Origin of the sequence: Chitinophaga japonensis, from assembly GCF_007830125.1 — a bacterium.
In the GTDB taxonomy this organism is placed as follows: domain Bacteria; phylum Bacteroidota; class Bacteroidia; order Chitinophagales; family Chitinophagaceae; genus Chitinophaga; species Chitinophaga japonensis.
The window spans coordinates 9,519-25,557 of record NZ_VLLG01000007.1; the positions used below are offsets into that span (position 1 = coordinate 9,519).

Consider the following 16,039-nt stretch of genomic DNA (forward strand, 5'->3'; position numbering starts at 1 on the left):
AACAGAGATCATATTATAAATTCTTCCAGTTGCTGACCTGTAACAGGATCAGTCTCCTGCTTCAACCACAATAATCCATCTACCGCAGCCGCCAGTTCCTCTATGGTCAACAGGCCCAGCAGATCCTTTACAGTCAGGTGTATGTCAAGCTGCTGCTTCAGCTCCATGCGCATTCTTACCAGCAGCATACTGTTTCCTCCCAGGTCAAAGAAATTATCCTTTATACCCAGCGGCGCTCTTTGCAACAGGGTTTCCCAGAGCTTCACCAGCGCCTGTTCTGTAGCAGTGCGCGGCGCTGCTATTTCCGCTGTGCTGAATGACAGGTGCACCTGCTCCATCAATAATGCTTTGTCGATCTTCCCGTTCTCATTAAGCGGTATCTGGTCCACCTGTATGCAGTAAGCGGGAATCATATAATCCGGCAGGAATTTCCTGAGATATGATTTTACGGTCTGCTGCTCCAGCCTGCTACCCGACACTATAAAGGCTACCAGGCAGGCGTGCTCCCCCTGCCAATGACAATGCACAACCACCTGGCTGATGGCCGGATGCTGCTCCAGCGCACGCTGTATTTCTTCCGGCTCCACCCGCAGCCCCCTGATCTTTACCTGGTTGTCTGCCCTTCCAATGAACTCCAGGGTTTCTTCATTCGTCCACCTGGCCAGGTCGCCCGTGCTGTATATCTTTTCACCGGGTACAAAGGGATTGTCAATAAACCTGGCGGCCGTTTCCTCCTCCTGGTGCAGGTACCCCGCCGCCAGCGCAGCTTTGCCGCCTACATACAATTCCCCTGTCACGCCAGGCGGCACAGGTTGCAACTGCGCATCCATTACATAAGCGCGTACTCCCCTCATAGGTTTGCCTATAATATTCCTTTCAAAGAACCGGATATCCTCATTCACTACCGCGTGTATAATCGCCTCCGTAGGTCCGTAGTGGTTATTGACCTGCACACCGGGAAGCTGCCGTTTCAGGTGGTCAAACAGTTTCCGGTAAAGCGACTCTCCGCCCAGGCAAATTACCTGTAAGGTACCGGACAGGCGCTCACAAACCTCATCCGACAGGTACCTGAAAAATGCGTCTATAAACGTAGGCGTGCCATGAAGGACATTTATCTTTTCCGTCACCATCAGGGAGGCCAGGCTTTCGTGCTGGAAAAGCGCAGCGGGGCCCGGCGCCACTAGCCTGCCTGCTGACAGTAAGGGCAATAAAAGTTCGAGGAAGGAAACATCGAAGCAGTAATTGGTAATCAGGCAGGAGTTCACCGGCCCCTGTAATGCCAGCAGATCCAGCTCCGCCTGCAGTTTTTCCAGCAGCGCCATGTGAGCAACCGCCACTCCTTTGGGCCGGCCGGTAGTACCGGAAGTATACAGCACGTAGGCCAGTGCTTCCGGCTGGCATTGCGGCACCTGGCCCGTACCCGGATACGCGCTGATCGCAGGTATATCTTCGGCTGTCAATACCACGCGGCAACCTGCATCTGTCATGATCATCTGCCGGCGCAGTTCAGGGTAAGCGGGATTAACAGGTACGTATACGGCCCCGGCCAGCCATATTGCGTACATGCAAACCGGCAGCCATCCATCCGGCTCCAGCATTACGCCCACAAAGTCACCTTTCCGCACTCCCTTTTCATGTTGCAGATAGGATGCTGCCTGCTGCACCAGCTTCAGCAAGGCGCTGTATGTTAACCGCCGCATGTTATCCACCAGTGCTATAGCATCCGGCTGCTGCGCAGCACGGGCGTACAGGCAGGCAATAATATGGGAATGCTGACCGGCGGAGACCAGGCCAGCAGCGCCAGGATGTAACATCGCTGTATCATGGTTTGCGAGGTAGCTGACAAGCGCAACCGGCTGATCCGGAGCTTCCAGCATCTGCAGGGACAGATCAACGAAATGTGCCGCCATCTGCATTGCAAACCAACGGTCAAAGAGGTCTGTATTATATTCCAGGCGCAATTTTATGGAGCCCCCTTCATAAAAGAAGGCAAAGGTCATATCAAACTGGCTTGTTTCCCTGGGTACCGGCTCAAATGCGCTTACCTGCACGCCGGGTATGCCGCCGGCGGCCGCTTCTCCGGCGATTCCGCCGGCAACGGACTGGTTATGCAGCACGATCAGTATGTCAAACAGGGGGGATCTGCTGGGATCATTCCTGTATTGCAGCTTTTGCAGCATTTCATTTAAAGGATACCTGTAAAACCGGTACGCCTCCAGCAGCGCCTGCTTCTGTACCTGCAATAAGGTCCGGAACGATGCGGCGCCGGCGAACCGGGTCCTCACCGGCAGCATGCTCAGGAAAAGGCCTATATGGTCCTGCAGGCCGGCTTCATCCCGGTCAGCAACAGGCGTACCGATCATCGTAGCTTCCTGGCCGGTATAACGGTACACGAGCGCGTTGAGCGTGGCAAACAACGCGGTAAACAAAGTGACGCCTTCCTGTTCACAGAACGCCTGTAAACGTTCGTAGTGATCTGCAGTTAAATATTTTACCACCTCGCTGCCTGCGTAGGTCTTTAAAGCAGGGCGGGGACGCTGCGCCGGCAGGTCTGCTACCGGCAGCCTGCCGGATAGCTGCTGCTGCCAATAGTTGCCGGCAGCAATCCACTGTTCTTCATCCTGCCAAGCCACCCTGTGCATGTAGTAGCTGAGCGGATGGCGGTGCCGCGGCAGGGATACTTCCTGCTGTGTGGCCAGCGCACCATATGCCGTCATAAATTCCCGTAATAATATCTCCATGGACCACCCGTCGCTGATAATATGGTGCATTACATACACCAACAGGTATTCAGCAGCAGCTACCCGGATCAAAGCGGTGCGCAACAACGGCGCCTGCGATAATATGAACGGGGAGGCAATCACGGCGCGGATATTTTCCTGCAGGCTGTTCTCATCGCAGGGATCAACCATTTGCGCGAACGCATGAAAGCTGTTCCCTATCAAATCCGGCGGCACAACTTCCTGCCGGACCACGCCGGTGCTGTCCTCTATAAAACGGGTGCGCAAAGCATCATGCCTGCTCAACAGGATGCCAAGAGCCTGCTCCACCAGGGCGGGATCAAGGGCCCCCTGCAGCCTGAGTACACCGGAAATATGATACGCCTGCGAAGCTGCATCCAACTGGCTTAATATCCACATACGCTGCTGGGCATGCGTCAGCGGGTAACTACCATCAGCAGGTAAAGCGCCATCCTCCTTAACAACGGCTTTCTCTGTACGGGCGCCCTCTGCTACCAGGGCTGCCTGCGCCCTGATGGTATCCTTTTCAAAAACATCATGCAAGGCTATGTGGATGCTGAACCTGTCCCTTAGCCTGGTAATAAGTTCCATTACATTCAGGCTATGGCCACCTGATGCAAAGAAAGAATCATCTATGCCAATGCGGTCCAGGTGCAGCACTTCTTTCCATATGTCGTGCAACTGCCGCTCCAGGGCAGTTCGCGGCAATATTTTTTCCTGTGGCTCCTCGTCTTCCGCTGCGGGGCCGGGTAGAGGCAGCGCTTTCCTGTCTACCTTTCCGTTGGGCAACAGCGGAAAGGCGTCCACGGGCATCCATACGCCGGGAATCATATGCGAAGGCAGCTTCCTGCCCAGCAACTGCCGCCACTCCGCGGAAGATAGCCGCCGGCTGCCCTCGTATTTAATATAAGCCGTTAACACAGGAGCACCTGCTATTTCCTTCACTTCCACTATGCTATCCGCTACCGCCTCATGCTCATTGATCACCATCTCTATTTCCTGTGGCTCTATGCGGTATCCCCTGTAGCTGACCTGGTCGTCCATTCTACCCCTGAACAGTATATTACCGTCTGCCAGCATTATTCCCCTGTCCCCAGTTGTATATATGCGCGTACCGGGAAGCAGGGGATTATCCGGAAATTTTTCCGCAGTTAGCCGCTCCCTGTCCAGGTAAGCTGAAGCCAGTCCCTCGCCTCCTATACATATCTCTCCTTCCGCTCCCAAAGGGCACAACTGCCGGCGGGCATCCAGGATATACACCTGCCGGTTGCTAATGGGCCTTCCAATGGGGACCGGCCCTGTTGCGGTTTTCAGTTGGTAGTAGGTAGCGCAAACGGTGCTTTCCGTTGGTCCGTAGGTGTTATAAACTGCAATGCCCTGCTTTAACAGGTTCCCTATGTACTCCGGTTTTAAAACATCCCCGCCGCTGATCAGCACCCGCAGGGTGGCCGGCAACTGCTCCCGGTTCAACCAGTTCAACACCCAGGGGTTGGTGCTGAGTACGGATACCTGCCCGGCTTCCAGCGCATGTTTTAACATCAGCAGGTCTTTCCCGTTTTCGAGGATATGCAACCTGCCACCGGCTGACAGTACAGGGAAGATCTCCTCCACAGAGGTATCAAAGCTGACGGATGCCTGGTGCAGCACTACATCCTGGGCGGTAATGCCAAAGTATTCCCGGAAAGTAAGCGTATAATCCGCCAGCGACTGATGGGAGATCAGCACCCCTTTGGGCTGCCCTGTTGAACCGGACGTGTAGATAATGTAACAGGGATCGCCGGCCTGTACCGGAGCGGCATACTCCTTTTCTTCCACATCCGGAGAATCGATAACGCGGGAAATATCCAGTATGGCAATAGCCGGTCCCTGCCGGATGCCTGCCGGCAGCGGCCCGTTACCGGAGGTCAGCAATATGGTGCAGGCGGCATCCTGTAATATATAGCCAATACGTTGTTCCGGATACTGCTCGTCTATTGGTATGTACGGGACCCCGGCCATCATCGCAGCCAGCATGGCGATGATCACCTGGCCGGAGCGGGGCGCCAGTATGGCGATCCTGTCCTGTGGTCCGTTCCTGTACCTGCCAATAGCCCGGGAAAGTTGCAGGGCCTTCCGGTGAACGTCTTCATAGGTCAAACGCTCCTCTCCGCAGGATATCGCAATATGTTGCGGATACCGGGCTACTGCGTCCTGCCACATGGCTGTAAAGGTGGCGTATTGCGGTGGCCTTGCAGGGCCGGCCGACATCGCCAATATTGCGCTGCGTTCCTGTTCATCCATCAGTGGCAGCGCATGGACCGGCATACCGGTATCTGCCGGCAGGGCCGCCATCATATGTTTCATGCGCCTGCACAGCAGCTCAATGTCCTCCCGGCTGAAATACCTGCGGTTATAGATGAATCTCACGTCAAATCCCTGCCCGCTGTATTCCCGCACATAGATGGCCAGCGGATCTGCTTCCGCATGGTTGGAAAGCGCAACGGCGCCGGCCTTTAACCCGCCGAAATCAGCCGTAAAGTCAAAGTCCTCATAAGAGATGCGTATATTATATAAAAGCCGGTTGCCCTGCTGCAACTGCAGGTCCTTCACCAGGTTGCCATACTGGTAGCGCTGGTGCCGCAGGGAAGCCGACATTTTTTGTTTGATATCCGTTAATACGGAAAGGAAAGTATCTTCTTCATTGACGGTGAACTTTAATGCCAGCAGGTTCATGAAAACACCGGCGGTTTGCCGGTAGCTCTTTTTTGTGCGGTTCAGTACAGGCACTCCTACTGCAATGGTCTGTTGTTGGGTAAATCTTCCGAAATACACCAGCACCAGGCCGGTAACCAGGTGAAAAAGAGAGACCTTACCGGCATCCGCCACTTGCTGCAAGCGTTGCTTCATGGCCAGGTCTACCTGCAGCGTGGCCGATCCGGCCATGCTGTTATCCGCCAGCGGGTATGCCGGCCTGAAAAGCACAGGCGGCAGTTCCCGGTACTCGTTCAGCCAGAAGGCCCTGTCATCCGCTGCGGTGCCGGACTGGTAATAGGCTTCGTCTTCCGCAGCATAGTCGCTGTACTTATATTCCGGTGGGGTAAGCGGTGCACCCGCGCAGCATGCGCTGTAGAAACCGGCGGCCTGGTTCAGCAACAACCTGAATGACCAGCCATCCCCGATAAGGTGGTGGATCCTGGCATACCAGAGATGCCGGTGCGCATGGACCTTCAATAGCTTAAAGTGAAAAAGGTGCCGGCCTTCCATTTCAAAGCAGCGGGCAAAGTCCTCTTCCATCCAGCGCATGGCAGCCCGCTCCGGATCTTCTTCCCGTGAAAAATCGATGATGCCCATGGCATAATCCGCCGGCAATTCCTGCAACCGGCATTGTAAAGCGCCTGCTGCAGAAAAAACAGTAGCATATACTTCCTGACTCTGCAGCACTGCGCGGATGGCTGTATTAAAGTGCTCATAAGACAGTTCTCCTTCCAGGAAAGCGTAACCTCCTATGTTATACCTGGCAGACCCGGGGGAAATGGCCTGGTCCAGCCAGATCAGTTGCTGGGAAACGGTAGGTTTATAGTTTTTCATAGCGCTTTGACTTTAGCCAGAGCCATTCCATAATGCAGGGGCGGTGCTCCGCGTAGATGTATTTTTTATCTGCCAGGTCTGTCAGGTGCTGAAAAGGAGGAAACGAATAGCTTTTGGCTTTCTGGAAATCATCCGTACTTTTTACTACCACCACCTCATGCGTATGCCCGAAAAGCGCGGCCAACCTGGTACTGATATTAATGTTAACAAAGTCATGAGTCTCTATCAGCAGGTCGCAATCGCGGAGATGCTGAATATTATCTTCATTGAACAATTCATACTCGAAGCCTTCACAATCGCATATGATCAGGCCCCTGCCTGAAAACCTGAAATTCTCGATGGTAGCAGCCGTACAAGCGCTCCTGACATGCACCCGGTTGCTAACCCCATTCAGTACGGCCATTTTTCTACAAATGTCCCTGGCCCTCTCATCAATGTCATAAGCATATACCGCGGCCCGGGGACACTTCAGCGCCAGCCCGTTTGCATAATAGCCTTCTGCGCAGCCAATATCGAGGATGTCCGTATAGTCATTCCCGATAATCCCGCAGATGATCTCCGACAGCTCATGCTCATATGAGCCGGTCAGTTTGGGAATAATGGCGCTGCCGGCGGATTCCAGGTCTGGGTACTTCAGTCCTTTAAAAGGTCCGTTCAGCACTGTTTTTGCTGACAGCAGCCTGAAAAACTCTTCCCCGCGTTCGTCTTCCTGCCCGGTATAAGTATTACCGGCATAGCCGAAATAGTTAAACTCGTCTGCCAACGCAGTGTCTGCCAGCAGCGCAGAAGCGTATTCCTTATTATACGTTCCGCCCACTGCCTGCTTCACGATCATGCTGGCCTGTGCTGACAGCCGCTGACTTTGAGAGAAGAGGCCGGTAAAATGCCGGAACTGCCGGCTGTTGTCACCATGATAAATGTAGGTATACAGGTAAGGCGCCACTACGGGATAGAGGTAGTTAAACATATAGAGTTTCATGAGGAAGTTCACTCCTTCGTCCTTCTGCATGTCCTCATATTGGATCCCGCTGTTATAGATGCTCCTGCTGCAAAGCAAGGTAGGCGGCCACATGAAGGGGAAAGACAGGTATGCCGCTTCATTGAGCCGGTCGTACATCAGGTGGTAGGCCACCACACTTGCCTGCTTGCCATTGGCTCTCATTTGGGCCAGTTGTATTTCCAGCCGGCTGTTATGGTGCCAGTCATCATCATCCCACTGGCAAAAATATTCGCCGGCGGATTCTTCGATAGCCAGGTTTCTCAACAGCCCCATCGACAGTGCAGGGGCAGCAACGAATTTTATATTAGCGGCAGCCGCATTCCTGACTACCTGGCAGGTAGCCTCATCCCCGGCATGACCCACCACCACCAGTTCCCGGTTGGGATAGGTTTGCGACTGGAAGCATTCAATAGCATTCGTCAGAAAACCGGGCCGCCGGTAGGACAGGCAAAGGCACGAAACAAGGGGTTTTTCCTGCATTACTCATCAAATTTAATTGCTGGCAGCTCTCAGCACTTCCCCGATGTATGAACCGGGCGGAAGGCATTCAAAATGGTAATCGCGTAGTACGTCATAATTTTTCATCAACCTTATCATTACCAATGGCAGGTCTTCATATGCGAGGCCCGAGAGGTCCCGGTGCTGTATCTGCTGCTCCGCCAGTATCTGCGTGAATGTAGCATAATCTGCGCCATGAAAGTAATTGAAGTAGCTGGCCAGCAGGTACCTTGCCTGTTTGAAGAACCAGTAGTGGATCACAAACTCGTCTGCCGCCATCAACTCCGTTACCTGCAACTGCAGGTAATAACTATAGGATGTCTGCTCTATTAAACGCTGCTCTTCCCAGGGCCACTCCCGCTCCCGCGCTATTTGCCCGATCAGGGAAACGATCTCCGCTATCAGGGCTGCACAGTCGCTGCCGATACCTATTACGCCGGAATTCCACATATGGAAAGATGGATTGACCCTGAAAGTATCCCCGTTCAGTTTCCTGAACACCTTCTTCTGGAAGAAAGTATAGATGGCCGGCCGTTGCGTAAGCGGGTACTCTTTCAGGTGCATCAGCAAATGTCCCTGCTGCACTGTTTTGAAAAGAGGGGCCGGGTCTTTCAGGAAAAAAGTATCCGTATCTATCAAAATACCGTTTGCACCGAACACCTGCAAAAAATCCTGCATGATCCTGGCCTTTAGCACCAATGTATGCCCGTTGCCACTACGGATCCATTCATCAATATCATCGTGAGATAAAATGCGGAAAGTAATGGGCAGGTTATCCAGGGAAGGCGGCAGGTGGAACATTTCATCTGTATAAACCAGGACCTGAATATGCTGCTTGCTCCAGTTCCCGGACATTTTATCGAATGACAGCAGGGAATAGACCAGCTCACTTTTTAAACTGCTGTTGTTCTTCCCGAACAGCAGGTATATCAGATAGTACATTTTCAGTCCTTGTGTTATTTTGGGGTGACATCATTTCCCTGTCACGGAGCAGCGCTTCAATGATGTCTGCCCCCTGGTTGGCGCATTCCTTTTCATGGAACAACTGCTGCATGTTCCGGACGGAGGCCCTGATATGCTCACATCCCAGCGCCTGCAATATTTTTACCTTCAGGTCGCCTTCGGGTATAGACCCAATATCACCTGTGAGCCCAAGATTGTGGTGCGCCACCCGCCTGGCATTCACCGGCTGGTCATACCCGAGGGGAAATACGATCATCGGCACCCCGTAATAGATACATTCCTTTACTGACCCGAGCCCGCCGTGAATAACAGCCAGGGAAGCCCTTTTCAGTATGCTGATCTGCGACACCCATCTGAGCACGGTAACATTATCCGGCAGCGGGGCCAGGTTGTCTATATCATAGATATCACCTACCGTAAGGATCAGATGGCAGTCCTGCAACTCCTCCTCTTTCATGACACAGATCATTTTCCGGAAGAAGAGGTCACGCACGGCGCCATGTCTCAGGGGTTGCGATCCCAGGGATGCATAAATGATCTTTTTACCTTCCAGTTGCCGGTACAGGGATGCAATATCCCCCGCACAGGTTTCCTTACGGATGGATGGGCCAATATAGTGCGCGTTGGCGCGTGCCGGCAGATCATCAACATCCAGTTCGTGCGGACAGGCAATCAGCTCACAAAAATTATCCAGCGGCGCTACCAGCTCCGCCAGCGAGGTAAAATCATCCCTGAAGCTGGTCACAAAATCTACCAGGGGAAAAATCTCGTCTACAGGAAACTCCTTCAGGTAATTCAGGCAGTCTTTAGCAGGGGTACTGGAAGCTTCCCGCAAAAAAGGGGTGAATATAACGGGGCAGATATTGTATTTATAATGCAGGACCAAGGTATCAATTTTGAGGAAGGTGCTTATAACAAGCAGGCTGGATTGGAAATGCTCCAGGAAAGGATCATAAGCTCCTGCCATTAATGCCGCTATGTGTTCGTCGTACTCTTTCTTCAGGTCCGGGCTCAGGCTATTATCGCCGGGCGGAGGCGATAGCTGTTTGTATTTTTCCTTATATCCCTGGTGGTAGATGTCTTTCAATACCGGGTGGAAGTCGAACCCCTGTTCCGCTACCAGGGGGGCATTGTCAATCACTCCCAGGTAACAGACCTCGTGCCCCCTGTCCTTTAATGAATGGGCTAGTCCAAAAGAAGGCAGAAAGTGCCCTTCTTCAATATCCATAATGAATACAATTCTTGCCATATCAGGTAATTATAGCAGGTGGGAAATGAGATGCTGTTAAATGGCTGATCGGCATGTCCATTAAGATAACCCGGTTCAGCAGGTTAACGCGTACCAGTATTTTCTCCCGGTTCTTATGCTGTACTACCTCGCAGGTGAGGCCGGACAAGGGGCCTTCTTTGATAAGGAGTTTTTTACTGGGCTCAAAATAATCAGAGGACACTTCCAGGTACTTTCCGCGGCTGATCAGTATTTTGAGATTGCTGACGGTGTCTTCGCTTACTTTTGCGATCTGCTTTCCAAACTTTACGTATTGCAATACCCCTTCTACATCAAGGCCCTTATAGTAGTCCTGTAGCTGTTGCAGGTAAATAAATACATAAGAGGGGAAAAGCGGCGCTTCCACCATTTTCTTCCGGTCATTCCAATTGCGAAGGATATTTACGGTGGGCAAATAAAACATGATGCTTTCTTCAGAGAGACGGTCTGCCACTTTCTTTTCACGGCGAGGCTTTGTGTAGAGTAAATACCAGCCTGAGACAAAATTACTCATTGTGTATTTTTTACAGGATAAAGCTATCGCTACAGCAGGTAACAATTCCTTACTGCAAGCGGTAATAGGGTTACTGAGTGCTCCCGGCCTAGTCAGGGACTATGGGAACATTTCTGCTGGCTACGGTGATCAATGGTTTGAACAAACATAACTAATGAAAGGAAAGATAACACTACTGCAACAGCATACCTGGCTGCTGCAAAACGAAACAGTTAATAAAAACGGGAATTTCAACTAAAGTTGTGTGAATGGATGTCCATACTTAAAAGGTTACTGTCCAATTCCTGAGGCAAATACTTTTTAATGATTATTTTGATAGTTAACCGGTAAATGCAGCTACCGCTACAATAAGTACAATTACTTAAGGTAAAAGAAAAAAAGGTAAGATGGAATGCCTGAACTTACTCAATGCAAGTAACAAACAAAATTTTGAGATTCGCAGTTGGCATCTCTCTGGTTAGGTAACTTTTATGTTAGTATTAGTCAAACTCTGAACAATTACAAACATTGTGACGAATTTAATCGAATTATTTTAAAAAAGGAAATTTTTTGGCTGCTTATTTGAAATTAATGTCCACTTAACATTTAACCCGTTCATTTCCGCATGATACACCGGCTATCATGAGTCCCGTCAGTGCAATCGTTTGCGTAAAAAGCTTTGCTAAAATTTGGCCAACCGTTTAGCAGGGCTTACTTTTACCGGGTATTATGGACCTGAGTACCATAACGTGGAATTTAGCACAAAAGGTCGAACTCTTTCGACCTTTTTACTTTAATTTACGGCGGAACAAACAATGAGTACCAGAGCCGTCACATTATTCCTGCTGGCCTGCCTGCAGGTTTTAGCTGTATATCCGCAACCACCACAACAATACCAGTTTACCCGCGTGGATACGGACAGGGGACTGTCCAACAACGAGATCAATTGCATTTTCAAGGATAGCAAGGGATTCATGTGGTTTGGCACCACCTCCGGCCTGAACCGTTATGACGGCTACCAGTTCCGGATCTTCCGGCATGACCTGCGGGACTCCACTTCCCTGCCGGACAATTTCATTGAAAAGATCGTGGAGGGGCCGGACAGCCTCTTGTGGATCTCTACCCGGGAAGGACAGCACCTGTATGACCCTGCCCGGGATGTTTTCCGGCGCAGCGTGCAAGCGCCGCTGCAGGCCATGGGCATTCCCGGGGAAGCAGTGAATGACATTGTAAAGGACCGGCAGGGCAATTACTGGTTCCTGCACCCTACGGCCGGCATCTACTGCTACCTGCCTGCCAGGCGGCAAACACTCCACGTGCAGCATATACCGGGCGACAGCAGCACCCCCTGCGACAACAGCATTGCCGCCCTGGCCCCCGGTCCGGACGGGCATTACTGGCTGCTGCACAACAACGGCATCCTGGAAAAAATGGATGGCGCCACCCGCCGCATTGTATACCGCAATGACCATATCTACGAACAGAACGGGAACCGGCAGCCCGGCTATGCCATGAGTGCCGACCGGGAAGGCGACCTGTGGATATACAGCCTGCGCGAAGCGCGGGGTATCTGGCATTTCCGGCAGGACAGCCGCCGTTTTGCACACTATGACCAGAACAGCGGGCCGCTAAGGCTGAACAATAATATTGTACGGGGCGTAGTGCAGGATAACCAGGGCCTGGTATGGGTGGGCACGGACCACGGGGGCGTGAACATCATTGACAAACAACGGCAAAGCATACACTACCTGGTAAACATGCCGGAAAATTCCAAAAGCCTCAGCCAGAACAGCATCACCACTTTATATAAAGACAATACAGGCATTGTATGGGTGGGCACTTATAAAAAGGGCGTGAACTATTACCATGAGCACATCGTAAAGTTCCCGCTATACCAGCACCAGCCCTACAATGCGCACAGCCTGCCCTATGATGATGTGAACCGCTTTGTGGAAGATGCCGCGGGCAATCTCTGGATAGGCACCAACGGGGGCGGGCTGATCTACTTTGACCGGCAGAAGAACACGTTCACCCAATACCGGCACAATCCGCGCGACCCGGGCAGCATCAGTAGCGACGTGATCGTGAGCCTGTGGATAGACCACCGGCAGCAGTTATGGATAGGCACTTACTTTGGCGGCCTGGACCGGTTTGAGCAAGGACGTTTTGTGCATTACCGGCATGACCCGGCCAACCCTGCTTCCCTGAGCAACAACAGCGTATGGGAAATATTTGAGGACAGCCGGCAGCAGCTCTGGATAGGCACCCTGGGCGCGGGCCTGAACCTGTTCGACCCGGCTACGCAGACCTTCCGGACCTGGCGGCGGGGCCAGCCCAACTCCATCCACTCCGATTACATAGCCGCCCTGCTGGAAGATAAAAAGGGCCAACTGTGGATAGGCACGGACAACGGGATAGATGTGCGGCATCCGCAAACCGGGCGCATCACCCAGTACCAGCACAGCGACCGGCCCCACAGCCTGAGCAACAACAATGTGCTCTGCCTCTTCGAGGACAGCCGGGGCTGGATATGGGCCGGCACCCGCGAGGGTCTGAACCTGTTTGACCCGCAGCAGCAGCAGTTCCGCATTTTCCGGCGGGAAGAAGGCCTGCCGGACAACACGGTGCTGAACATACTGGAAGACAGCGCCCATACCCTGTGGATGAGCACTCCCAATGGGCTGTCCAACCTGCGCATCACCCGGCCCCTTAACAGTAAGGAATACACGTTCCACTTCCGGAACTACGATGCATCTGACGGATTGCAGGGCGCCGCCTTCAACGAGAATGCGGCGCTGCGTACCCGCCGGGGCGAGCTGGTGTTTGGCGGCGGCAACGGCTTTAACCTGTTCTACCCGCATACCATCACGCAAAATAAAAATGTGCCGCCGCTGGTGCTTACCGATTTCCGGATCTTTAACCAAAGCGTGCAGGCCGGCCATAAAATAAACGGGCGCGTACTGCTGGAGCAGGATATTACCAACACGCGGCAGCTCACGCTGAAGTACGGGGAGAATGTTTTTTCCGTTGCGTTTGCGGCGCTCAGCTATTTTCACCCGGAGAAAAGCCGGTACGCCTACCAACTGGAGGGCTTTAACAAGGAATGGCTCTACACCGGCGGCCAGCAGCGCATTGCCACCTATACCAACCTGGACCCGGGCGAGTACATTTTCCGGGTAAAGGCTTCCAATAATGACGGCGTATGGACACCACAGCCGCTGGAGCTGCATATTAAGATACTGCCTCCCTTCTGGAGAACGCCGCTGGCCTTTGCGCTGTACGCGCTGCTGATCATCGGCGCGCTGCTGCTGGCCCGGCGGCTGATGCTGGAAAGGGAGCGGCTACGTTACCGCATTGCGCAGGAACGGGAGCAGGCGCAGCGCATGCACGAGCTGGACGCGCTGAAGATCCGTTTCTTCACCAATATCTCCCACGAGTTCAGAACGCCGCTCAGCCTCATCATCACCCCGCTGGAAAAGATCATCAAAAGCGCGGAGGAAGGGAGCATGAAAGGGCAACTGGAGCTGGTACAGCGGAACGCGCGGCGCCTGCTGAACCTCGTGAACCAGTTGCTGGACTTCCGCAAAATGGAAGTGCAGGAAATAAAGTTGCAAACCACCGAAGGCGATATCGTGCCCTTTATACGGGAGCTGACCACTTCCTTTTCCGACCTTTCCGAAAAGAAGCAGGTGCAACTGGATTTCCAGAGCAACGTGAGCAGCCTGCCCATGCAATACGATGCCGACAAGATCGAAAAGATCATTTTCAACCTGCTGAGCAATGCTTTCAAGTTCACGCCGGAACATGGCAGCGTATCGGTAACGCTGCAACTGCAGCCCGACAAGGTGCTGGCCATTACGGTAAAAGATACCGGCATCGGCATCCCGCTGGAACAGCAGGAGCGCATCTTTGAACGGTTCTTCCAGCACGAGGGACAGGGCGCGCTGCTGAACCAGGGCAGCGGCATCGGGTTAAGCATTACCCGGGAGTTTGTAAAGCTGCACGGGGGCGCCATTACGGTGGACAGCGCCCCGGAAATGGGCAGTTGCTTTACCATCCTGCTGCCGGTGAGAACCGGCTCCGCTCCCCTGCCGGCGCCCGGCACCACTGCTACCGCCACCACCATTACGCCACCCGCACCGGCCGCCTTCCCCGACCCCGGCAGGCGGGCGCGCAACAGTAAAAAGCCGCTGGTGCTGCTGGTGGAGGATAACGAGGATTTTCGTTTTTACCTGAAAGATAACCTGGGCCTGCACTATCAGGTCATGACGGCGGAAAACGGGCAGGCCGCCTGGCAGTTACTGCAGCAGCACCGGCCGGACCTGGTGGTGAGCGATGTAAGCATGCCGGTTATGGACGGGCTGGAGCTGTGCCGCCGCATCCGCGGACAGCAGGCTACCGCCCACATTCCTATTATATTACTAACCGCCCGCAGCGCGGAAACCGACCAACTGGAAGCACTGGAGCGGGGCGCCACGGATTTCATTACCAAACCTTTCAACTTCGAGGTGCTGCTGTCGCGCATCCGCAACCTGATCTCCCAGCAGGATTCCCTGAAGCAGGCCTTCCGCAAGCATATAGAGGCCCATCCCAGCGAGATCGCCATTTCATCGGCCGACGAGCAGTTTATCCAGCAGGCGCTGCAGGTGGTGGAGCAGCACATGGGAGACCCGGACTTTTCGGTAGAGGACCTGAGCCGCGCCCTGCATATGAGCCGGGTATCAGCCTATAAAAAGATACTGGCGCTTACCGGCAAAACGCCCATCGTGTTCATCCGCTCCATCCGCCTAAAGCGGGCGGCCGCGCTGCTGGAAAAAAGCCAGTTGTCCGTAGCGGAAGTGGCCTACGAGGTAGGCTTCAACAACCCGAAATACTTTACCAAGTACTTCAAGATGGAATACAACATGCTGCCTTCCGCTTACGGAAAGCGGCCGCCCGATACAGGGGAAGAGGCCTGATTTAACAAAAGCTACCCTACAAATATTCAAACCGTACGCATGACGCCCGCGCGGTCTCCCTACCTTCGCGCATCGATTGGCACTAAAGAATATGTCCTCAAAGCGATACCGTCAGCACCGTAAATTATACCTGTTTTTAGAGATCTGCTTATACGCCCTGGTTACCATCGGGGTGCTTACCTTACTGTTGCTGTAAATGCTAACCATTCCTATGAACGCAGTGGACAGTGAAAACAGGGAGGGACGGGGCAATTTTCCAGCAACAATTGGAGGTTGCTCCCCTGACCTGTAAGAAATTTCACACAGTATTGATAATCAATTCACTGCAGACAGGAAATACCTGCACAGGTTAACATTCTATATCCTTTCCGGTATCATTTGCGCCCCTTTTCCCCCCGGGTGGTTAACATATGCGCCCCCAATCAAAAACAATCCCGTCCCCTGCCATTGCACCGGGGCGGCTACATTTGCCCCCACACGTTTAAACTAAAACTGATATTAGTTCATTCCTGCCCGGATGATCTATGATCCACGGACCAACGAGAAAAACTA

At 53.1% G+C, this 16,039-nt stretch carries 6 protein-coding genes; 1 reads left to right on the forward strand and 5 read right to left on the reverse strand.

Annotation, left to right across the window (positions count from 1 at the left end; genetic code table 11):
- Positions 1-8: 8 nt before the first annotated feature.
- The 5 genes from LX66_RS26040 to nusG are packed head-to-tail and all read right to left on the reverse strand — an operon-like array spanning position 9 to position 10,550.
- The gene (locus LX66_RS26040; protein ID WP_145718999.1) at positions 9-6,308 is read right to left on the reverse strand and encodes a non-ribosomal peptide synthetase; all 6,300 of its coding nucleotides are present in this window, start codon (positions 6,306-6,308) and stop codon (positions 9-11) included.
- A complete protein-coding gene (locus LX66_RS26045; RefSeq protein WP_145719001.1) occupies positions 6,295-7,788 on the reverse strand; it encodes a glycosyltransferase in 1,494 nt (497 codons plus the stop codon). Before LX66_RS26045 ends, LX66_RS26040 begins: the two co-directional genes overlap by 14 nt.
- Positions 7,789-7,800: 12 nt before the next feature.
- Positions 7,801-8,748 (reverse strand): putative nucleotide-diphospho-sugar transferase, encoded by a 948-nt coding sequence (locus LX66_RS26050; protein WP_145719003.1) that lies wholly within the window; start codon positions 8,746-8,748, stop codon positions 7,801-7,803.
- Complete coding sequence (locus LX66_RS26055; RefSeq protein ID WP_145719005.1) at positions 8,693-10,018, reverse strand: glycosyltransferase; 1,326 nt, start codon at positions 10,016-10,018, stop codon at positions 8,693-8,695. Before LX66_RS26055 ends, LX66_RS26050 begins: the two co-directional genes overlap by 56 nt.
- A gap of 1 nt (position 10,019) precedes the next feature.
- Positions 10,020-10,550 carry a transcription termination/antitermination protein NusG gene (gene nusG / locus LX66_RS26060; protein WP_145719007.1) on the reverse strand — a complete coding sequence of 177 codons (531 nt, stop codon included), beginning with the start codon at positions 10,548-10,550 and terminating at the stop codon, positions 10,020-10,022.
- A 794-nt stretch (positions 10,551-11,344) separates the two neighbouring features.
- Between nusG and LX66_RS26065 the strand changes: the two genes are divergently transcribed.
- On the forward strand, positions 11,345-15,487 hold the full coding sequence (locus LX66_RS26065; RefSeq protein WP_145719009.1) for a hybrid sensor histidine kinase/response regulator transcription factor: 4,143 nt from the start codon (positions 11,345-11,347) through the stop codon (positions 15,485-15,487).
- Positions 15,488-16,039: the final 552 nt, after the last annotated feature.